The organism is Streptomyces sp. DSM 116795 (assembly GCF_055792905.1).
This window is the reverse complement of record NZ_CM147707.1, coordinates 5988107-6009510: the sequence shown is the minus strand read 5'-3', so window position 1 is coordinate 6009510 and position 21404 is coordinate 5988107. Positions and strand designations below refer to the sequence as shown.

General features: G+C 70.2%; 17 protein-coding genes, 1 tRNA gene and 1 pseudogene. 12 read left to right on the top strand and 7 right to left on the bottom strand.

Annotation, left to right across the window (positions count from 1 at the left end; all coding sequences use genetic code 11):
* Positions 1-2: 2 nt before the first annotated feature.
* Positions 3-668, bottom strand: a complete 666-nt coding sequence (locus tag ACSMXX_RS25900; protein WP_473184970.1) for an ANTAR domain-containing response regulator — start codon at positions 666-668, stop codon at positions 3-5.
* A gap of 110 nt (positions 669-778) precedes the next feature.
* Between ACSMXX_RS25900 and ACSMXX_RS25895 the strand changes: the two genes are divergently transcribed.
* Both ACSMXX_RS25895 and ACSMXX_RS25890 read left to right on the top strand, forming a co-directional pair.
* Positions 779-861 (top strand) — tRNA-Leu (locus ACSMXX_RS25895).
* An 85-nt stretch (positions 862-946) separates the two neighbouring features.
* Positions 947-1729, top strand: coding sequence for a helix-turn-helix domain-containing protein (locus ACSMXX_RS25890; protein WP_473181093.1), 783 nt, complete (start codon positions 947-949; stop codon positions 1727-1729).
* Positions 1730-1768: 39 nt separating this feature from the next.
* On the opposite strand, the gene ACSMXX_RS25885 is transcribed toward ACSMXX_RS25890, so the two are convergent.
* Positions 1769-2767, bottom strand: coding sequence for an RNA polymerase subunit sigma-70 (locus ACSMXX_RS25885; RefSeq protein ID WP_473181092.1), 999 nt, complete (start codon positions 2765-2767; stop codon positions 1769-1771).
* A 226-nt stretch (positions 2768-2993) separates the two neighbouring features.
* On the opposite strand from ACSMXX_RS25885, the gene pepN reads away from it, so the two are divergent.
* From pepN to pyk, 7 genes are all read left to right on the top strand, one after another.
* Positions 2994-5585: an aminopeptidase N gene (pepN, locus tag ACSMXX_RS25880; RefSeq protein ID WP_473181091.1), complete on the top strand. Its 2592-nt coding sequence runs from the start codon at positions 2994-2996 to the stop codon at positions 5583-5585.
* A gap of 306 nt (positions 5586-5891) precedes the next feature.
* Positions 5892-7748 (top strand): coagulation factor 5/8 type domain-containing protein, encoded by a 1857-nt coding sequence (locus ACSMXX_RS25875; protein WP_473181090.1) that lies wholly within the window; start codon positions 5892-5894, stop codon positions 7746-7748.
* Positions 7749-8114: 366 nt separating this feature from the next.
* Entirely contained in the window at positions 8115-9809 is a 1695-nt protein-coding gene (locus tag ACSMXX_RS25870) for a pyridoxal phosphate-dependent decarboxylase family protein (protein WP_473181089.1), read from the top strand.
* On the top strand, positions 9806-11326 hold the full coding sequence (locus tag ACSMXX_RS25865; protein WP_473181088.1) for a lysine N(6)-hydroxylase/L-ornithine N(5)-oxygenase family protein: 1521 nt from the start codon (positions 9806-9808) through the stop codon (positions 11324-11326). Before ACSMXX_RS25870 ends, ACSMXX_RS25865 begins: the two co-directional genes overlap by 4 nt.
* Before the next feature lie 61 nt (positions 11327-11387).
* Entirely contained in the window at positions 11388-11765 is a 378-nt protein-coding gene (locus tag ACSMXX_RS25860) for a VOC family protein (protein ID WP_473181087.1), read from the top strand.
* A gap of 71 nt (positions 11766-11836) precedes the next feature.
* Positions 11837-12559, top strand: coding sequence for an SIMPL domain-containing protein (locus ACSMXX_RS25855; RefSeq protein WP_473181086.1), 723 nt, complete (start codon positions 11837-11839; stop codon positions 12557-12559).
* Positions 12560-12782: 223 nt separating this feature from the next.
* Entirely contained in the window at positions 12783-14219 is a 1437-nt protein-coding gene (gene pyk, locus ACSMXX_RS25850) for a pyruvate kinase (protein ID WP_473181085.1), read from the top strand.
* Positions 14220-14264: 45 nt separating this feature from the next.
* Here the strand turns inward: pyk and ACSMXX_RS25845 are convergent, their stop codons facing one another.
* The gene (locus ACSMXX_RS25845; RefSeq protein WP_473181084.1) at positions 14265-14678 is read right to left on the bottom strand and encodes a chorismate mutase; all 414 of its coding nucleotides are present in this window, start codon (positions 14676-14678) and stop codon (positions 14265-14267) included.
* A 114-nt stretch (positions 14679-14792) separates the two neighbouring features.
* Between ACSMXX_RS25845 and ACSMXX_RS25840 the strand changes: the two are divergent.
* From ACSMXX_RS25840 to ACSMXX_RS25830, 3 genes and pseudogenes are all read left to right on the top strand, one after another.
* Positions 14793-15718 (top strand): annotated as a pseudogene (locus ACSMXX_RS25840) (hypothetical protein).
* Between the two features lie 222 nt (positions 15719-15940).
* Positions 15941-16405 carry a PPOX class F420-dependent oxidoreductase gene (locus ACSMXX_RS25835; protein WP_473181083.1) on the top strand — a complete coding sequence of 155 codons (465 nt, stop codon included), beginning with the start codon at positions 15941-15943 and terminating at the stop codon, positions 16403-16405.
* A 226-nt stretch (positions 16406-16631) separates the two neighbouring features.
* Positions 16632-16817, top strand: a complete 186-nt coding sequence (locus ACSMXX_RS25830) for a hypothetical protein (RefSeq protein WP_473181082.1) — start codon at positions 16632-16634, stop codon at positions 16815-16817.
* 138 nt (positions 16818-16955) lie between these two features.
* On the opposite strand, the gene ACSMXX_RS25825 is transcribed toward ACSMXX_RS25830, so the two are convergent.
* From ACSMXX_RS25825 to ACSMXX_RS25810, 4 genes are all read right to left on the bottom strand, one after another.
* Entirely contained in the window at positions 16956-17837 is an 882-nt protein-coding gene (locus ACSMXX_RS25825; RefSeq protein WP_473181081.1) for a helix-turn-helix domain-containing protein, read from the bottom strand.
* 266 nt (positions 17838-18103) lie between these two features.
* Positions 18104-18595, bottom strand: coding sequence for a hypothetical protein (locus ACSMXX_RS25820; protein ID WP_473181080.1), 492 nt, complete (start codon positions 18593-18595; stop codon positions 18104-18106).
* Positions 18596-18779: 184 nt separating this feature from the next.
* Positions 18780-19736, bottom strand: a complete 957-nt coding sequence (locus ACSMXX_RS25815; RefSeq protein ID WP_473181079.1) for a formylglycine-generating enzyme family protein — start codon at positions 19734-19736, stop codon at positions 18780-18782.
* 23 nt (positions 19737-19759) lie between these two features.
* Positions 19760-21373 carry an arylsulfatase gene (locus ACSMXX_RS25810; RefSeq protein ID WP_473181078.1) on the bottom strand — a complete coding sequence of 538 codons (1614 nt, stop codon included), beginning with the start codon at positions 21371-21373 and terminating at the stop codon, positions 19760-19762.
* Positions 21374-21404 lie beyond the last annotated feature (31 nt).

Genomic DNA, 21404 nt, shown 5'->3' with positions numbered 1-21404 from the left:
GGCTACTTCTGCTGATTCTGCCCCTTGCGCTCCTCGCCGTCCGCGATCACAGCCTCCGCGACCTGCTGCATCGACAGCCGCCGGTCCATCGACGTCTTCTGTATCCACCGGAACGCCGCCGGCTCCGTCAGCCCGTACTGCGTCTGCAGCACACTCTTCGCCCGGTCCACCAGCTTCCGCGTCTCCAGCCGCTGCGAGAGGTCCGCGACCTCCTTCTCCAGCGCCCGCAACTCCGTGAACCGCGACACCGCCATCTCGATCGCAGGCACCACATCGCTCTTGCTGAACGGCTTCACCAGATACGCCATCGCCCCCGCGTCCCGCGCCCGCTCCACAAGCTCACGCTGAGAGAACGCCGTCAGCATCAGCACCGGCGCGATGCTCTCCTCCGCGACCTGCTCCGCCGCCGAAATCCCGTCCAGCACCGGCATCTTCACATCGAAGATGCACAGATCCGGACGGTGCTCCCGGGTCAGCTCCACCGCGCTCCGGCCGTCACCGGCCTCGCCGACGACGGAGTAGCCCTCCTCCTCCAGCATCTCCTTGAGATCCATCCGGATCAGCGCCTCGTCCTCCGCGATCACCACTCGCGTGGTCAGCGGCGGCACATGCGCGTTCTCCTCCTCGGCACCGGAGGCGCCGGCGCCGGAGTCGTCAGGCTCGGGGATGTCCGCGGTGCTCACTGGGCTCCTCGTTTCCGCACAGGTGGGAGGTACGAGGGTAATCGAGTGCCTCCCGACAGCTGTCACCCGGTACACTCCTCATCGGAGCGACTCTGGCCGGGTTGGCGGAACGGCATACGCGGATGCCTCAAAAGCATCTGTCCGAGAGGGCATGCGGGTTCGAATCCCGCACCCGGCACCTTTCCCCTTGATCGGCCACTCTTTCGAGTGATCGATCAGCTGTTCCCAGCACACAAAGTCATGGGTCCTTTCACGCTGCGTACATGGAACAGCACAATCTTTCGGTGAAGAGCGAAGCTCTCGCCCTCCTCAGGCTGGGTGTCCGCAACTGGATCGTGGCAGACAGGTTCGGCGTGCCAAGAGGCACCGTCGGGTGGTGGCTGCACGAGGACCGCAAGGCACGCGGTGTCGTCGTCTTCGAGCGTCCCCACAGTTGCCCACGTTGCTTGAACCTGCCGATCGACCACCCTGCGTACGCCTATCTCCTGGGCCTCTACCTCGGCGACGGCCACATCGTCGCGAAGGGCAAGCAGAACCATCTGTCGATCTACTGCTGCGACGGCTATCCAGGCCTCATCGATGCTGCGCAGGATGCGATGCGGAAGGTGCTCACCGGGGCGAGCACGGGACGGCGCCCCAAGATCGGCTGCACGGAGGTGAAGTCGTACAGCAAGCACTGGACATGTCTCTTCCCGCAGCACGGCCCCGGAATGAAGCATCAGCGGCGCATCGTGCTCACTGACTGGCAGCGGGAAATCGTCGACGAATGCCCATGGGATCTCGTGCGCGGGCTGATTCACTCCGACGGTTGCCGCTTCACCAACTGGACAACCCGCATGGTCGGCGGGGAACGCAAGCGCTATGAGTATCCCCGCTACTACTTCACCAACAAGTCCGACGACATCAGGAAGATCTTCAGCGACACGCTGGACCGGCTCGGCGTCGAGTGGACGACTCTCGCCCGTGGGACCGACCCGTACAACATCTCCATAGCCCGACGCGCGTCCGTCGCGCTGATGGACGCGCACATCGGGCCCAAGTACTGAGCTTTTGCAACCTCCCACGTCACACAAGTAGCGCTTCCACTACTCCGTGTCCTCCGGCAGCAGGCGCTCCGGCAGCCCGAGCCGCGGGAACTGGTCGTCGTGGAATGTGACGATCTCGGTGATCGCCCCGCCGGTGACGCGCAGGACGTCGATCGTCAGCGGCAGGTACGCGCCCTCCCGCTTCCGCCAGAGATAGAAGGCGACGGCGGGCTGCCGGTTCACGGAGGTCAGGACGCCGCGCAGGCCCTTCATGCCCTCGAAGCCATCCTCGACCCAACTGTTCACCACCGTGTCGCGGCCGACGTGCAGGCCCGGCGTGGGCGGCATCGAGCAGCGGACGTCGTCCCGCAGCATGGCAGCGAGCCCGCCGACGTCCGTGGCCACGCTGAGGTCGGTAAAGCGGCGCACCAGCTCGCGCGTCCCGGTGTCCTCCTCGCCGCCGGTCCAGTCCTGCCGCTCGGCGGGCAGGTGCTCCCGCATGCCGGCGCGGGCCCGCTGCAGCGCGCTGTTCACGGAGTTGACGGAGTCCCCGAGGAGCTCCGCGACGTCCTTCGCCGGCCAGCCGAGCACGTCCCGCAGGATCAGCACGGCCCGCGGGCGCGGCGCGAGGTGCTGCACTGCGACCAGGTACGCCAGCTCGATCGTCTCCCGCGCGACGGCGACGGTCTCCGGCTCGTCCGCGTCACCCGCGGGCAGCTCGTCGAGCAGCCGGTCCGGGTATGGCTGCAGCCACAGCACCTCGCCGCCGGTCGCGGGCTCCGGGCGGCGCTTGGCCAGCAGGTCCAGGCAGGCGTTGGTGGCGATCCGGTACAGCCAGGCCCGGAACGTCGACCGCCCCTCGAAGGTCTCCCGTCGCCGCCAGGCACGGAGGAACGTCTCCTGCACGGTGTCCTCGGCGTCCTCGAACGACCCGAGCATCCGGTAGCAGTGCACGTGCAGCTCCCGCCGGTGCCGCTCCGCCAGGCCCGAGAACGTCGGCTCGTCGACCTCGCCCAGCCCGCTCACGCCCAGTTCCTCCAGCCGCGTGTCCGCACTCATCACGTCATCCTTCCGCAACGTCGTGTCCCGTCGTAGGTGTGACGGGTGCGGGCGCGACAACTCATCACCAGGTCGGTCGGCATGGCTGATCCAATGACGGAGCTCATCAATGTCCGGGCCTGCCACACCCGCCTTGACCGGCACGATCAGGTTGGAAGGCTCACGGAGCCGGAGCGGCGAATTACTGCGGTGCGCCCGGTGAAGCGGGTGCGGGAGCATGGCCCGCATGTCAGCACTGACGCGCGATGAGGCGCGGACGCGAGCCGGGCTCCTCGATGTGGAGCGGTATGTCATCGATCTGGATGTGACGTGCGGCGAGGAGGTGTTCGCGTCGGCCACGACCGTGCGGTTCTCCGTGAAGGAGGGCCGGGGCGGGGCGGATTCGTTCGTGGAGGTGCGGCCCGAGGAGTTGCTGAGCGCGGAGCTGGACGGAGTGGCGCTGGAACCGGCAGCCGCTTTCGCGGACGGCCGGCTGTGGCTGCGGGGCCTGGCGGAAGGGTTCCATGAGCTGCGTGTCGAGGCGCGGATGCCGTATTCGCGGGTCGGTGAGGGGATGCACCGGTTCACGGATCCGGCGGACGGTCGTGTGTATCTGTATTCGATGTGTTTCCTGGCGAATGCGCCGCTTGTGTTCGCGTGTTTCGACCAGCCGGATCTGAAGGCGGTCTTCGAGGTCGCGGTGACGGCGCCGGAGGAGTGGACGGTGCTGGGGAACGGTGTGGCGCGTAAGGCGGACGGGCGGCGTTGGGAGTGTGCGCCGACGCGGCCGGTGAGTACGTACATGGTTGCGGTGGTTGCGGGGCCGTACCACTCGGTGCGTACGGAGCATGCGGGGTTGCCGTTCGGTCTTCATGTGCGGCGTTCGCTGGCGGAGTTCATGGAGAGGGATGCCGAGGAGCTGCTGGACATCACGCGGCGGTGTTTCGACCGGTATCACGAGATTTTCGACGAGCCGTATCCGTTCGACTCCTACGATCAGGCGTTCGTGCCGGAGTTCAATGCCGGGGCGATGGAGAATCCGGGGCTGGTGACGTTTGCGGACACGTACGTGTTCCGGTCGGCGGTCACGGAGCTGGACAGGCGTACGCGTGGTGTGACGGTGGCGCACGAGATGGCGCACATGTGGTTCGGGGATCTGGTGACGTTGCGCTGGTGGGACGACATCTGGCTGAACGAGTCGTTCGCGGAGTACGTGGGTTATCAGACGTTGTTCGAGGCGACGCGCTTTTCGGGGATGTGGACCGATTTCGCGGCCGAGCGGAAGAGCTGGGGTTATGACGCGGATCAGCGTCAGTCGACTCATCCGGTGGCTCCGGTGGCGGAGTCGGTGCCGGACACTGCTTCGGCTCTGCTGAATTTCGACGGCATCTCGTACGCGAAGGGCGCGTCGGCGCTGCGTCAGTTGGTGGTGTGGCTGGGTGACAAGGATTTCCTGGCGGGTGTGAACAGGCATCTGTCGCGCCATCGTTTCGGGAATGCGTCGCTTGCGGATTTCATCGATGCGCTGGCGGGTGCGTCGGAGCGTGATGTGTACGGGTGGGCGGAGCGCTGGCTTCGTACGACGGGGGTGGACCGGTTGTCGCCGCGTGTTGCTGAGGGCAGCGGGCAGTGGTCGGTGGCGCTGCGCCATGAGGGGAGCCGTCCGCATCGTGTGGGGCTGGGTCTCTACGATGTGGCGCCCGCGGATCCGGCGCGCCTTGTGCTGCGGGAGCGTCTTGAGCGTGAAGTGGCGGCGGACGAGGCGGAGTCGGTGGTGGTCGCCGTGGGGCCGCGTCCGGATCTGCTGCTGGTGAACGACGGGGATCTGACGTACGCGAAGGTGCGCCTGGACGAGGTGTCGTGGGGGGCGGTGCGTGGTGCGCTGTCGGGTCTTCCGGATGCGTTGTCGCGTGCGGTGATCTGGAACGCGGCGCGGGACATGGTGCGGGACGGTGAGCTGCCGCCGGGTGAGTTCCTGGAGGTGGTGCGTGTTCATGCTCCGGCGGAGTCGGAGGTGGCGGTGCTGGAGGGCGTGCTGTCGTTCGCGTGTGGCACGGTCGCGGACCGGTTTCTGCCGGCGGCGGGGCGTGGTGCGGCGCTGGAGCTGCTGGGCGGGGTGTGCCGTGAGGTGTTGTCGGGCGCGGGGGCCGCGGGGGCGGCGGGGGCTGCGGCGGCCGTGGAGGGGCGGCCGGGCCCGGGCGGTGCCGGGGCGCGGGCCGGCGGGGAGGCTGCGGGGCTGCGGTTGACGGCGGTGCGCCGGTTCGTCGACTGCGCTGTGGATCCGGTGGAGTTGTACGGCTGGTGGGAGGCGGGTTCGGTGCCCGGGGGGCCGGTGCTGGACGCGGAGTTGAGGTGGCGGTTGCTGCTGCGTCTGTCGGTGCTGGGTGCGGTGGGTGGTGCGGAGATCGACGCGGAGCTGGCTGCTGATCCGAGTGCTGCGGGCGAGGAGGGTGCTGCCCGGTGCAGGGCGGCGTTGCCGGATGCGGCGGGGAAGGAGGCGGCGTGGGAGTCGATGTTCTTCTCGGACGGTCTGTCGAACTATCTGCTGCGGGCGACGGCGCAGGGTTTCTGGCAGGCGGAGCAGCGGGAGTTGCTGGAGGGCGGGGGTTTCGCGGAGCGGTATTTCGCGGATGCGGTGCCGGTGGCTGCGCGGCGTGGTGCTGCCGTGGCGGCGATCGTGGGGCGGTCGGCGTTTCCGCGTACGGTCGTTGAGGAGTCCCTGCTGCGTCGTGGGGCGGAGTGTGTCGAGGGGGAGGCGGTGACGCCGGCGTTGCGGCGGGAGTTGGTGGATCAGCTGGACGATCTGCGGCGTGCGTTGCGGGTGCGGGGACGCGCTTAGCGGCGGCAGCGGGGACGGGGACGGGACGCTGGGGCCGGGTGCGGTGCGGGTGCGGGTGCGGGTGCGGGGGGCCAACTGCCCCTGGTTCCGCGGGTGTCGGGTCGGGCAGGGTCTGAACGGCGGTCGGCTGCCGGAACCCGTCGGGGGCCTTGCGACTGATCCCGCCGGGCCCCGCTGGGCCCGGTCGGACGCTGCGTGTGGGCTCCGACGCACTTTTCTCAGGTCTTAACTTTAGCCTTGACCAACGATTGGTCCAGGCCTACGGTCCTCTCACCATCCTGACACTGTCGAGGAGTTGGACCCCCCATGTCCCCCACTTCCCACTCGCCGCACGGCGTCGAGGAACCCGGTAAGCCACCGGCCGCCGCGGACGCCTCCGCTTCACCGCAGCGGCCCGCTGTCCGCCGCCGTACGGTGCTGGCGACGCTGGCCGCCGCCGGGCTCGGCGGCCTCGGCGTGGCCGCCGCTCCCCGGGCCGCCTCCGCCTTCGGTCTCTCCGCGGGCTCCGCGGGTTCGGCCGCGGAGCCCGATTTCGGTCCGAACGTGGCCGTCTTCGGCCCGGACACCTCCGCGAAGGACATCCAGGCGAAGGTCGACTCGGTCTTCAAGGAGCAGGAGGAGGCCCAGTTCGGCAAGGCCCGCCATGCCTTCCTCTTCAAGCCGGGTTCGTACGAAGTCGACGTGAACGTGGGCTTCTTCACCCAGGTCGCGGGCCTGGGGCTGACCCCCGACGACGTGAAGGTCTCGGGCGCGGTGCACGCCGAGGCCGACTGGTTCGACGGGAACGCCACGCAGAACTTCTGGCGTTCGGCCGAGGGCATCTCGGTGACCCCGTCGGGCGGCAAGGACCGCTGGGCGGTCTCCCAGGCCGCTCCGTACCGCCGCATGCATGTGAAGGGCGACCTGGAGCTGGACGACGGCGGCTGGTCCAGCGGCGGCCTGATGGCCGACACCGTGGTGGACGGGCAGGTGCGTTCCGGTTCGCAGCAGCAGTGGCTCTCGCGCAACACCGAGTGGAAGAGCTGGGAGGGCTCGAACTGGAACATGGTGTTCGTGGGTGCGAAGAACGCCCCGAGCGGCGACGGCTTCCCATCACCCCCGTACACGACCGTCGAGGCGACGCCGAAGGTGCGCGAGAAGCCTTACCTGTACGTCGACGGGGACGGCGGCTACCGGGTGTTCGTGCCCGCGCTGCGCGAGGGCGCCACGGGCGCGAGCTGGTCCGGCGGCGCCCCGGAGGGCGAGTCCCTGCCTCTGGAGGACTTCCACATCGCGAAGGCCGGCGACGATTCGGCGGCGACCCTCAACGCGGCGCTCAAGGACGGCAAGCATCTGCTGCTGACGCCGGGCGTCTACGAGGTGTCCGAGCCGCTCGCGGTGACGAAGGCGGACACGGTCGTGCTGGGTCTCGGCCTGGCGACGCTCATGCCGGCGGGCGGCCACGCCGTGCTGAAGGTGGCTGACGTGGACGGCGTCAAACTCGCCGGGTTCCTCGTCGAGGCGGGCAAGGAGAATTCGCCGACGCTGATCGAGGTCGGCCCGGAGGGCGCGGACGCGGATCACGCCTCCAACCCGACGTCGCTGCACGATGTGTTCATACGCATCGGCGGTGCCGGCGCCGCGAAGTCCGAGATCAGCATGGTCGTCAACAGCTCCCACGTCATCGCCGACCATCTGTGGCTGTGGCGCGCGGACCACGGCGACGGCGTCGGCTGGGACACCAATCCGGCCGACACGGGACTGGTCGTCAACGGGAACGACGTGACGGCGTACGGGCTGTTCGCGGAGCACTACAAGAAGTACCAGGTGATCTGGAACGGCGAGGGGGGCCGCACCTACTTCTTCCAGAACGAGATGCCCTACGACCCGCCGGACCAGGGCTCCTGGATGAACGGTGACACCCGTGGCTACGCCGCGTACAAGGTCGCCGGTTCCGTCACCGACCACCAGGCGTTCGGGCTGGGGAGTTACTGCTTCTTCAACGTCGACGAGTCGGTGGTCGCCGACCGTTCGTTCGAGGTGCCGCAGGCCGAGGGCGTGAAGTTCCACCACATGACGTCGGTGTCTCTCGGTGGCACGGGCACGATCCAGCACGTCATCAACAACACGGGCGGCCCGGCGGATCCGTCCAGCAACGTGGCGACGGTGACGGCGTACCCCTAGGCCGCGTCCGCCGCCGCGCGGCACGGGCGTTCGCGTTCGGGTGCCGCAGGGGGAAGGCTCCCCGGGATGTGGGTCCCGGGGAGCCTTCGTCATGAGCGGAACCCGCGCCGCGGGGCCCACCGGGTTCGCGCGGGACGCCCGGTTCGCGGGGAGCGCCGGGCTCGCAGGGAGCACCCGGGACGGCCGCCCTCATGCTCCGGTCACAGAGATCACCCCTTCGGGCGAACAAGCCCCGTAACTGGATCAACAGGCCGGGCACGCACGTAGGTTAGGGCCACCTCACCACTCCTCCCGGTCCGGCGGCACCGCTTGTGTGCGCGCCGGACCGAGGGGTTGTGGGACCACGACGGCGAAGGATTCCCGCTCATGCCGCTCCCGCCCGCCTCCGCGTACACCGACGGTGCCCGTGCCCCGCTGCTCGCGGGTGGCACCGAAGGGCCCGCCGCGCTGCGTCCGTTGACGGGCGTAGTGATCGACGCGCTGGAGGAGGGGGCGGCGCGGCGCTGTGGCCCCCTGCCGCGCGGCGGGCCACGGCGGGTGACCGCCGCCGTCGGTGCGGCGCTGGGCGGCGGTGTGATCCCGGAACGGGGCACGGGCCCGCACGAGGCGCTGGATTCGCTGGTGCGGATGGTGGCGGAGGGCGCGGCCGATCCCGCTGATCCGTTGTGCGCGGCGCATCTGCACTGTCCTCCGCTCGCGGTGGCGGCGGCCGCCGATCTCGCTGCGAGCGCGCTCAATCCGTCGCTGGACTCGTGGGATCAGGCGCCCGCCGCTTCGGAGTTGGAGGCGCTCACCTGCCGCGCGCTGGCAGGGCTCGTGTACGGGGAGGCGTACGGGGACGGGTCCGGCGGCGGGCGTGACGGCGATGCCTCCGGCGGCAGCGGGGCCGCGCGTCCCGACGCGCTGGTGACGACCGGCGGCACCGAGTCGAATCAGCTCGGTGTGCTGCTGGCACGTGAGCGGCTCGGCCCGGATGTCCGCGTCGTCTGCGGTGCCAACGCACACCACAGCGTGCACCGTGCCGCCTGGCTGCTGGGGCTGCCCGAGCCGGTCCGTGTCCCGGCGCCCGGCGGGGTGCTCCGCCCCCGGGCGCTGCGCGCGGCGCTGTCGGCTCTGGGGCCGGGGGCTCCGGTCCTCGTGGTCGCGACGGCCGGGACGACCGATGCGGGAGCGGTCGATCCGCTGGACGAACTGGCAGGTGTGGCCGCGGAGTTCGGTGCTCGGCTGCATGTGGACGCCGCGTACGGCGGCATGCTGCTCTTCAGTACACAGCTGCGCGCTTCCCTCGCCGGTCTGGAGCGGGCGGACAGTGTGACCCTCGATCTGCACAAGCTGGGGTGGCAGCCGGTCGCCGCGGGGGTGTTCGTGGTGCCCGACGGGCGGGACCTTTCGCCGCTGGACCACCGCGCCGACTATCTCAACGCAGGTGACGACAGTGACGCCGGGCTTCCGGATCTGCTGGGCCGTTCGCTCCGTACGACGCGCCGCCCCGACGTCCTGAAGGTCGCCGTCACGCTGCGCGCCCTGGGCCGCAGCGGGCTGGCGGCTCTCGTGGAGCGTACGTGCGCGGTGGCGCGTTCGCTGGCCGAGATGGTCGCGGCCGACCGGCGGATGGAGCTCTTCGCGATGCCTGAGCTGTCGACCGTGCTGTTCCGTCCGGCGGGTGCGGACGGTGCGGCAGTGGCTTCGGTCAGGCGCCGTCTGCTGGCGGAGGGCCGGGCCGTGCTGGGCCGGGCCGACATGGGCGGCTTCGCGCCCGGCGGAGACAGCGGGAGCGGCGGAGACAGCCGTCGCGGTGCAGGCGCAGGCGCAGGCGCAGGCGAGGATCTCTGGCTGAAGGCCACCCTGCTCAACCCCTACGCCCGTCACAGCGATCTGGAGTCCCTGCTCAAGCTCGTGCGCGACGCGACGGCGGACGCCCCTGCGGAGCCGGCCCGCTCACTTCCCTCACCGTCCCCGCCTGAGCCCGCGGCCCCGCCGTCCCCCCGGCCCGGGCCCGCCCCGAGCAGCACCGGCGCCACCCGCACCACGAGCACCACCGCAAGGAGTCACCGGTCATGACGACAGCCGACGAACCGCGCACCGCCCGCCCCTCCCTGGCGGCCGAGCTGACGTCCACGGTGCCGGGGCAGCGCCGCCCGGACGGGGCCGGAGACGGCCCCGAGGGTCCGGCGCTGGATCTGGTGGGCATCGGCGTCGGGCCGTTCAACCTCTCCCTGGCAGCGCTCGCGCACGGCGTTCCCGGCCTGCGCACGGCGTTCTACGAGCAGAGCCAGGGCTTCCACTGGCATCCGGGCATGCTCATCGAGGGCGCCACGCTCCAAGTGCCCTTCCTGGCCGACCTGGTGACCCTGGCGGACCCGGCGAGCCCCTGGTCCTTCCTCAGCTTCCTCAAGGCGCAGGAGCGGCTCTTCCCGTTCTACTTCGCCGAGCGCTTCCACATCGAGCGGGCGGAGTACGACGCGTACTGCCGCTGGGTCTGCGAAGGCCTGGGCGACAGCATCCGTTTCGGGCACCGCGTGGACGCCGTGCGCTGGCATCCCGAACTGCGCCTGTTCGAGGTCGACTTCACACGGCAGGACGCCGACGGCCCAGCCGCGCAGGGCCGTTCGTATGCGCGGAACCTCGTACTCGGCGTCGGCACGGAGCCGCATGTGCCCGAGCCGCTGCGTGCGCTGGCCTCGTCGGTGGGTGCGGGTGCGCCGGTCATCCACTCCTCCGCCTATCTCGACCACCGTGAGCGGCTGCTGGAGGCGGGTCACGTCACGGTCGTCGGGTCGGGCCAGTCCGGCGCGGAGGTCTTCCTCGATCTGCTGCGGCGCCGGCCCGCGGGCCGGGAGGGGCTGCACTGGATCACGCGCAGCGCGGCGTTCGCGCCCATGGAGTACAGCAAGCTGGGCCTGGAGCACTTCACTCCGGACTACACGAGCTACTTCCACGGACTCCCCGAGTCCGTACGGGACGAGCTCGTCCCGCGCCAGTGGCAGCTGCACAAGGCGGTGGACCACGGCACGCTGGCCGCCGTACACGACGAGCTCTACCACCGCACGCTCGGCGGCGGCTGGCCGGACGCGGTGCTCACGCCCGGTGTGGCGGTCCGCACGGCGGGGCGCATCGGAGCGACGCGGGTGGAGCTGCATCTCGAACACACCGAGCAGGACATGCGCACGCGGCTGGCGACGGACGCGGTGGTGCTCGCGACGGGATACCGCGAGCGTCCGCTGGGCGGCGTGCTGGCGTCGCTGGAGCCGTGGCTGCAACGGGACGCGGCGGAGCGGATCCGGGTCGACGAGCACCACCGGCTGGTGACGGACCGGTCGGTCTCGGGCGCGGTCTATGTGCAGAACGCGGAGCGGCACACGCACGGTGTCGGTGCTCCCGATCTGGGGCTCGCGGCGCACCGCAGCGCCGTGATCCTCAACTCCCTGACGGGGCAGGAGCGTTACCGGCTTCCGCGGCGTACGGCCTTCACGACGTTCGGTCTGCGGCCGGAGGGTGCGCTGGCCAACGGCTCCCCCGGCGTGGCCGTGCGGGCGGACCGGGCGCACGCGGACTTCCGTCCGCTGCGCATGACGTAGGGGGCGGGACCGATTCCGTGGAGCCGCTGACAGAGCGGCACCGGCCTGCAAGACTGCTGGGATGTTCGATCACATTTCGATTCAGACACAGGACCCTGCAGCCTCGGCTGCCTTCTACGACACCGTCCTGGCACCGCTCGGCGCCGGCCGCGTTCTCGATTTCGGTGACGTCATCGGCTATGGCAGCTCCCGCCCGGTCTTCTGGCTCGGCCCCACGGACGCGACGACCGAGGCCCGCGAGGTGCACATCGCCTTCGCGGCGGCGGACCGCAGGACCGTCGACGCCTTCCACGAGGCCGCGGTGAAGGCGGGCGCGGTGGTGCTGCACGCGCCGCGGCTGTGGCCCGAGTACCACGACTCGTACTACGGCGCGTTCGTCCGCGACCCGGACGGCAACAACGTGGAAGCGGTCTGCCACCGGCCCGACGGGTCTGAGTGACGAACCGGCGGGCCCGGGTGACCCGCTGTGATCCCGGGCGCACGCAGGGACCGTTCTGCGAGAGTGACCGTATGACGAACACACCCGGTCACTCCGCAGCCGCCGGCCCTCTTCCCTACGGCACTCCCGAGGAGCCGCGGGTGGCCGTGCGCGGAGAGGCGAGTCTCGAGTTCGACCCGGAGATCGCCCGCATCACGGTCACGGTCAGTGCGCGCGGCACGGACCGGCGGGAGGCGCTGAAGTCGCTGACGCGCCGTAACTCCGAGGTGCTGGAGCTGATCAAGGGGTACGGCGAGGCCGTGGAGAAGCTCGCGACGGGCACGTTCTCCGTCTCGCCGGAGCTGCCGGAGAAGGGCCGCCGCGAGCGCGTACGGACCTACAACGGACGCGTGCAGATCACGGCCACCGTCGGCGACTTCACGGCGCTGGGCGAGATGACCACACGCCTCGCCGATCTCGAGCTGACCCGGGTGGACGGGCCGTGGTGGGCGCTGCGAGAGGACTCCCCCGCGCACCGTGAGGCCCGGCAGCAGGCGGTGCGGGAGGCGGTGACGCGGGCCCGGGAGTACGCGGCCGCGCTGGACGCGGATCTGGTCGCGCTGGTGGAGCTGGCCGATCCCGGCGCGGAGAACGCTCCTCCGTCCTCCCCTCCCCCGCCGCCCGGTGCGCGCGCCGCGGGTTACCGGGGCGCGCCGTCCGGGGAGGCGGCTCCGGCGCTGGATCTCGAACCGCAGCGGCAGCGGGTGCAGGCGCAGGTCACCGCCCGTTTCCTGATGAGCAGGCCCACGCTGTGAGCGCCGCCGCGGCACCCGGTGGCGCGGGTCGGTCCGGCCCGCCCGTGGGCCGTGGACCGCGGCCCGGGCGCCCCGTTTCCGGCGGTCGGTGAAAACCTGAAGGGCGCTCATCGGAGCAAGTACCCCCTCACTTTAGAAGTTGTCAATGGCCGTGTCGGTAAAGGACGTTGGCGAATCCGCCGGGAGCAGGTCTCTACCTGTGGGTAAGCCGTAGGCTCGTGGCATGCGCCGCGCAAGGATCGTCAGCACACTGGGCCCCGCCAGCAACTCGTACGAGCAGATCAAGGCACTGGTCGACGCCGGAATGGACGTGGCCAGGTTCAACATGAGCCATGGCTCGCACGCCGAGCACGAGGCGCGTTACCACCGCGTGCGCAAGGCCGCCGAGCAGACCGGCCGCTCCATCGGCGTCCTCGCCGATCTTCAAGGCCCGAAGATCCGTCTCGGCTGTTTCCGCGAGGGACCGGTACTGCTTGAACGCGGCGACGAATTCTCCATCTCGGTCGAGGAGGTGGACGGCGACCGCACCCGCTGCGGCACCACCTACCCCGGCCTGGCCTCGGACGTCTCACGCGGCGAACGCATCCTCGTCGACGACGGCCGGGTGACGCTGGAGGTGACCGCCGTCGAGGGCCCCGTGGTGCGGACCGTCGTCGTCGAGGGCGGCATGGTCTCCGACCACAAGGGCCTCAACCTCCCGGGCGTCGCCGTGTCCGTGCCGGCGCTGTCCGAGAAGGACGTCGAGGACCTGCGGTGGGCGCTGCGCACCGGCGCCGACATCATCGCGCTGTCGTTCGTACGAAGCGGCGACGACGTGAAGGAGGTCCACCGGATCATGGCGGAGGAGGGCCGGTACCTCCCCGTGATCGCGAAGCTGGAGAAGCCGCAGGGTGTGACGAACCTGGAGTCCGTCGTCGACGCCTTCGACGGGGTGATGGTGGCCCGCGGCGACCTCGGCGTCGAGATGCCGCTGGAGTCCGTGCCGCTGGTGCAGAAGCGCGCGATCAAGCTGTGCAGGCGCAACGCGAAGCCCGTCATCGTGGCCACGCAGATGCTGGAGTCGATGATCGAGGCGTCCCGGCCGACGCGCGCCGAGGTCTCGGACGTCGCGAACGCCGTCATGGACGGCACGGACGCGGTGATGCTCTCCGGCGAGACGAGCGTCGGCAAGCACGCGTCCGAGACGGTCAGGACGATGGGACGCATCGTCGAGGCGGCGGAGGAGGAGCTGCTCGCCAAGGGGCTGCCGCCGCTGACCGAGCACAGCAAGCCGCGCACCCAGGGCGGTGCGGTGGCACGCGCCGCGGCGGAGATGGGCGACTTCCTCGGCGCGAAGTACCTGGTGGCCTTCACGCAGTCCGGGGACACGGTGCGCCGTCTCTCCCGCTACCGCTCGCCGGTCCCTGTTCTTGCCTTCACCCCGGACCCGGCGACGCGCGCGCAGCTGAGCCTGACGTGGGGTGTCGAGGCCTTCTTCGGGCCGACGGTGCAGAGCACGGACGAGATGGTCGACCAGGTCGACGAGCAGCTGCTGAAGCTGGGGCGCTGCGAGAAGGGCGACCTGGTCGTCATCACAGCGGGCTCGCCGCCCGGCGTGGCCGGCTCCACGAACCTCGTACGCGTTCACCACATCGGCGAGGACGACGCCCCGGCGCGCTGACCACGGGACGGGACGGTCACGGGCCGCGGGTCGGCGCCCGGGGGCTCAGGTGCGGGCGATCGTCTCGTGGTGGCGGATCACCTCGGCGATGACGAAGTTGAGCAGTTTCTCCGCGAAGGCCGGATCGAGCTTCGCGCTGACGGCCAGCTCCCGCAGCCGTGCGATCTGACGGGCCTCGCGGGCGGGGTCGGCGGGAGGCAGGTCGTGGTCGGCCTTGAGGCGGCCGACGCGCTGTGTGCACTTGAAGCGTTCGGCGAGCATGTGCACCACCGCGGCGTCGATGTTGTCGATGCTGTCGCGCAGTGCGATCAGCTCGGCCCGCACCGACTCGTCGATGCCTCCGGTGGTGTCGCCGTCGCCGGAGCCCTTCTGGGAGCCGGAGCCGGTGTTCGCGCCCGTGTCCGCGCCGGGCCCCGTGTCCGCGCCGGGGCCGCTGGTCTCGCCGTGGGTCTTCGCCATGCCTGCCGTTCCAGGTCGCGGGGATGGTTGCCTGCTCCGACCCTATGCCGCCCGCGCCGGAGGGCTCGCGCCCGTACAGTGACAGTGACCGAGCGAACTCCGGGGGTGGTGTCGATGACGGCACAGGGCGCGCCGACGGGGCCTGCCGCAGACCCTGTCGAGCGCGGGTTCCCGCACCTGACGACCGTACGGGCCGCGATCACCGCGCTCTACAAACGCCTCTCGTGGGACACCGTGCGGATCTTCGACGTCAGCGTGCCGCCCGGCGATGTGTCCTTCTCCGACTCCGAGGATCTCTACGCGGGGGTGCAGCGCGTCGCCCGCGTCATGGTGCAGCAGTTCCGGCTGCCCGACGCCCGCATGATCGTCAGCTTCCGCGAGATGGAGCACGCGGCGCACGTCGAACTCGCCGCGGGCCCCGAGTACTTCATCGAGCTGAACGCCCGTTTCAAGCGTCACCGCCGCGACATCGGCGCCGCCCTCGCGCACGAGGTGATGCACGTGTATCTGCACCGCCTCGGCCTCGCCTTCCACGGCACGCGGACAACGAGATCCTCACCGACACCGCCACCACCTACCTCGGCGCGGGCTGGCTGCTGCTGGACGCCTTCCGGCAGGACCAGGTCTCCTCGCAGAAGCTGGGCTATCTCACGCCGGAGGAGTTCGGCTACGTCCTGGCGAAGCGCGCCGCTGTCTTCGGGGAGGGCCCCGAGGTGTGGTTCACGAGCCCGCAGGCGTATGAGGCGTACCTCAAGGGCAGCGGCATGGCCCGGTCCGACGAGGCACGGCCGCCGCTGGCCGCCTCGGGCTGGGCGGGCCGTCGCCGCTACGTCCGGGACCGGCGTCACGCACTGGCACACCCCGGCAGCACTCCGTATCCGCCGGACGCCGACGCCTACTCATACGTCTTCGAAAGCCGCTCGCCGCTGCGGGTGTCCTTCCCCTGCCCGACGTGCCAGCAGCGCATCCGCGTGCCGGTGCGCGGGAGGATGCGGGCGCGGTGCGGGCTGTGCCGCTCGGTGCTGGACTGCGACACCTGAATGCGCCTGTGCCGGTCCCGGAGGCCCGGCCCCGGAGACCCGGGAGCCCTGCCTGCTCGATCACCGGCTGACCCACCCGCACCCGCCCGCGCACGCCCGCAGGGCTCCAACGGCCGCCCCGTGAGCGGCAGTCGGCGCCCCGTGCGGGAGCCGGGGCGACCGGGCCGCCGACCGTGACGCGCCGGGCGCGCGGGCGGGGTCCCATGACGTACGTTCGGCGGTATGAGCCCTTCCATCGCCACCAACACCCGTGTCGAGCTGGCCGGCCTGCTCGACTTCGTACGCCCCCGTCACCGCGCGCTCCTCATCACGCGCCGCTCCGACGGCTCACCCCAGGCGTCACCGCTCACGTGCGGCGTGGACGACTCGGGAAGGATCGTCGTCTCGACATATCCCGAGCGTGCCAAGACCGCCAACGCCCGCCGCGATCCGCGGGTGAGCGTCCTCGTCCTCTCCGACGAGTGGAACGGCCCGTGGGTGCAGGTCGACGGCGACGCCGAGGTCATCGACGCCCCGGAGTCCGTGGAACCCCTCGTGGAGTACTTCCGCAACATCTCCGGCGAGCACCCCGACTGGGACGAGTACCGCTCCGCGATGCTCAAGCAGGGCAAGTCCCTGATCCGCGTGACGCCGCGGCACTGGGGGCCGATTGCGACAGGCGGCTTCCCTGCGCGGCTGGCTGACTGAGCGGCCGCCCCCGGCTCACTGCCAGGACGTATGCGGACGGTGACCGTCAGCCGGGTGCTCCGCCGCAGGTCGGCACCGCGTGCCGGTCTGTTCCGTCGGGCTGCGGGGTTGGCCCGCGCGGGTCAGAATCGAGAGGCGGGGGCCTTACGGGAGGCGGCTGCACCCCGGGGCCCGGTGTGCCCGGATGCCCGCTGCGCCCGAGTCGTACAGGGGAGTTGACGCAGAGATGACCACGACAGTGCCCATGGCCACGGTTTCGCCGTCACGGTCGCTTGGTGTACGCACCACGGGCCAGGACGAGCTGCCGCTGCCGCCCGGAGTGTGGCTGGAAGCGCCGCTGTGGCTGCTGGCGGGGGTCGAGGACGAGGAAGAGATCAGCTTCGAGCCGAACATCTGGCGGGGCATCGACTGACGGCACTGCTGAGGGCCTGCGCCCGGGACTGAACCCGGGCCAAGGCCAGGGCCAGGGCCAGAGCCGGTCCCGGGGACGGACCTGGACCCGGGCGGACGGCCCGGGCACCGCCCCGTCGAGCGGTCTCCTGAGAGCCGGTCACCGGCTGAACTCCTTGCGGAGACCGTCGAGGTACGAGCGGGTGTCCGGGAGCAGTTCGGCGGCGAGGCGCGACATGCGGGTGTAGGCCTCCAGGTGGGCCACCACGTCCGGCCGCTGGTCCAGATACACGGCGCTGGTCAGGCCGACCTCCGTGTAGACGATGTCCTGCAACTCCGGTTCCTGGAAACGGAAATAGGTCACGTGGCCGCCCGCCCCCGAGTGCGCGCCGGCCGCCAGCGGGAGGATGCGCAGGGTGATGCGGGGGTCCTGCGCCGCCTCCATCAGACGCTCGATCTGCGCGCGCATCACGGCCGGGCCGCCGACCTCCCGGCGCAGCGCGGCCTCCTCCAGCACCACCCACAGCGTCGGGGCGTCGGCCTTGGCGAGCAGCGCCTGTCTGCGCAGCCGCAGATCGACGCGGTGTTCGAGGGCGTCGTCCGGCTCGTAGGGGAATCCGGCGCGGATGACGGCACGGGCGTAGTCGCGGGTCTGCAACAGGCCGGTCATGTAGTGCGGTTCGTAGACGCGGATGACGCCGGCGGCCGTCTCCAGCGAGACGTAGGCACGGAACCAGTCGGGCAGGGCGGTCCTGTAGTCGTGCCACCAGCCGGGCTCGTTGGCCTGCGCTGCCATGTCGGTGAAGTCGCCGGCTTCCTCGTCGGAGACCTCGTAGAACCTGAGCAGCTCCCTCACGTAGGGGAGTTTCAGGCTCACTTGGGCGTTCTCGATGCGGCGGATCGTCAGATGGCTGACGCCCAGCGCCCTGGCCGCCTCCTCCAGCGAAGCGCCCCGGCTCTCCCGCAGCTCCTTGAGCCGCTTGCCGAGGACGATACGCAGCACCGTGGGCGCACTCTGGCCGCTCGGCAGTGCCTCGCTCACGCACAGGCTCCTGTCCGCGACGGGCACAGGAGAGCACGGACGGGTCCCGTCCAGGTGCCCTCAAGTCCCCCTGACCGCCGCGTAGTTGTGATGTCGATCGGAGAAAAGGACGAGGTCGACTCGAAACTATCAGAGCAGCCTGCGCACACGGCAGGCCCCGCACCAGGAAGGAGGGGTGCGGGGCCTGCCAGCCGGGAGCCACCGGCGTTCGGGCGGTCAGGGCCGGCGCGGCGCGCGTTCCACGCTGTCCTGACGCTGTCTCGGAGTCAGCCCTTCAGGAGCTTCTTTCCTGTGGCGGCGTCGACGACGGTGCGCTCGCCCAGTTCGCTCTTCAGCTCGACCTTCGTCTTGTCGGTCACGATCTGCTTGGTGCAGAAGTCGGCCTTCTTGTCCTTCTTCGACCAGCCCGAGACGATCACGAGCTTGTCGGTCTCGCGCACGTGCGCGCCGTACTTCGTCTCGCAGCCCCCGTGGCCCACGGTCACGGTCAGGGAGTCGTCCTTGCCCTTGACCGGTGGCTGGGCGGCCTCCAGCGGCAGCATGTCCCTGTGCCTGCCCTCGGTCTTGTCCACCTTCGGCCATTCCTGCTCGATCTGCGCGGCGCGCTTCTCGAAGCGGGTCTGCTTCTTCGGGGGGTCACTGCTCACGGTCTGCTCGCTGCCCCCGCACGCCGTCGCCGTGAGGGCCACGGCGACCATGGCCGGTGCCAGGACGAGCGCGGCCCTGCGTCGGGTGGTGACTGTCGTGCTGCGTCGCATCTTCTATCTACCTCCTGCTTCACCGCTCTGACGGAACCGGTGCTCAGCCGGTTCCGCCCGGGGGCGCTCCGGGCGGCCCCAGCGGTCTTTGCGCTGGTCAGCGCGGACGATGAGCGATCGCGAGCAGATGGGAACTCGCCGCCAGCAGGTCGGGATAGGGGTCGGCGGTCTCTGGGGAGAGGTCTCAGCGCAGGCCGACGGTGCGAAAGCTGCAGTTTCCGGTGGAGGAGTCGGGAGTGTTGGCCGTGCGGGCGGCCACGCGGTAGCGGTTGCAGTAGGACTCATGGCAAAGGTAGGAGCCCCCGCGCATCACGCGGCCTGCTCCGGTGGCGGGGCCCAGCGGGTTCTCGCTCGGCGAGCTGCGGTAGTACGTGGGCAGGAACCAGTCGCCGCACCACTCCCAGACGTTCCCGGCCGTCTCGTACAACCCGTAGCCGTTCGCGGGGAAGGACCGCACCGGTGCCGTGCCGAGGAAACCGTCCTCGCGGGTGTTCACCATCGGGAACGTGCCGTGCCAGATGTTGCACTGGTTCTGACCCCCCGGGGTGAGTTCGTCCCCCCACGCGTAACGCTTCCCCGCCAGGCCGCCCCGGGCGGCATACTCCCATTGGGCCTCCCTCGCCAGGCGCCGCCCGGTCCATGCGCAGTACGCCACCGCGTCGTTCCAGGACACGTGGACCACCGGATGGTCCGGTACCTCGGACCAGTGTGAGAACGGTCCGCACGGGTGCGCCCAGTCCGCACCCCGGACGTTGAACCACCACGGTGTGCCCTCGGCCACTCCCAGGACGTCCTTCGCATCGGCCTGCACCAGCATGTGGAACACGGCAGAGGTGCCGTACTGCTCGGCCTCGGTCCGGTAGCCGGTCGTCTCGGCGAATTCCGCGAACTGTTCGTTCGTCACGGTTGTCGCGTCGATCCGGAAACCGTCGAGGCTCACCTCGTGCACCGGCGTCTCCCCGTCGTTCGGGTAGCCCTCGCCGAACGCGTCCCCCATGCTGAAAACCCCGCCGGGAACGAAGACGTCGTCATGCGCTGCCTCCGGCCTCGAGGCGGAGCGATGCACGGCGGGAGCGGAGCGCCCGCCGGTCCCCGTTCGCTGAGGAGAACAGCAGCCCGGGTGGCCGCCAGTGCCTGCCATCGATTCCATGATTCCCCTCGTGATCAGCCGGCGGCGTCAGCGGCCGGCTCGCCTCGGAGCACGTAGAGGTCCTCGATCCTGTTGAACGGGAGGACGCCCACGCGGTCGGCCCAGACGGACCAGTCGGCCAGGAGTTCCTCGGCGAGACGGGGGTTCTTGGCTGTCACGTCGTGCAGCTCGGTCGGGTCCGCCGCGAGGTCGTACAGTTCCCACGGGTGGGGGTGTTCACGCACGAGCTTCCAATTGCCGCGCCGGATCGCTCCGTTCCCGCAGTGTTCCCAATAGAGCGTGGGTTCCCCGTCGTCCGGCGCCCGGTCGCCGCTGCGCAGGAGTTCCAGGAAACTGCTGCCCTCGGGCGGAGGGACGGGGCGGTCGCCGATCTCGGAGGGGTAGTCCACGCCGAGTGCGTCGAGAATGGTCGGCAGGACGTGGGTGAGTTGACGCGGATCGCGCATGATCCGTCCGGGCTCGAGCTTCCCGCCCAGCCAGTGGACTATGAACGGCGCCGCGATGCCGCCTTCGTGGGTCCATTTCTTGTAGAGCCGGAACGGGGTGTTGGACAGATTGGCCCACGGGCGCCCGTAGCTTGAGTAGGTGTCCTCGGGGCCCGGCACGATATCCACTTCGTTGCCCAGGCGGACGGGTTCACCGGTGCGGGTGTGGCTGCGGAAGATGTCTGTCCGGGACATGAACGTCTCCCGCGCCATGTGCGGGATCTCCTCCGGCGAAGCGCCGTTGTCGGAGAGGAAGACAAGGATTGTGTTCTCGAACTGGCCAAGTCGCTTGAGAGTGTCGAGGATCCGGCCCACGCCGCGGTCCATCCGGTCGACCTGTGCGGCGTAGACCTCCATGCGGCGCGTCTGCCAGTTCTTGTCTTCGACGTCTTCCCAGGCGGGCTCACAGGGGTCCCGGGGACTGAGCTCGGCGTCGGCCTCGACGATTCCCAACTGGATCTGGCGCTCCAGGCGTTCCTGGCGGAGGGCGTCCCAGCCGGCGTCGAATCGCCCCGCGTACTTCTGGATGTCCTCTTCGGAGGCGTGGAGGGGCCAGTGCGGAGCTGTGTAGGCGGTGTAGAGGAAGAAGGGCTGATCGGCGTCGACGGAACGCTCGATGAAGGACACGGCCTCGGAGGTGATGGCGTCCGTGTAGTAGTAGCCGGGGTCGTCGGCCTCGTGCTCTATGTTCTCCTCGCCGCGGGTGAGGGTGCCGGGGCTGTAGTAGCTGCCGCAGCCGGTGAGGGTGCCGTAGAAGTAGTCGAAGCCGCGCCGGGTGGGCCAGGCGTCGTTGGGGTTCCGCGCGTCAGCGGCGAGATGCCATTTGCCAGTCAGGGCGGTCGTGTAGCCGGCGTCCTTGAGGATTTCCGCCATGGTCGCGCAGCCGCGGTGCAGGTCACCTTTGTAACCCACGGGCGAGTCGTCCCCGGTGAGGACGCCGATGCCCGTCTGGTGGGGGTGCAGGCCGGTGAGGAGAGAAGCGCGGGACGGGCTGCAGCGGGCCGTGTTGTAGAACTGCGTCAGGCGGGCGCCGCCCTCGACGAGGGAGTCGATGTTCGGTGTCGAGATCTCGCCGCCGTAGCAGCCGAGGTCGGAGTACCCGAGGTCATCGACCAGGATCAGGACAACGTTGGGGCGGGGCATGTGAGTCCCTTCGTGGAGATCGCGCCGGGCT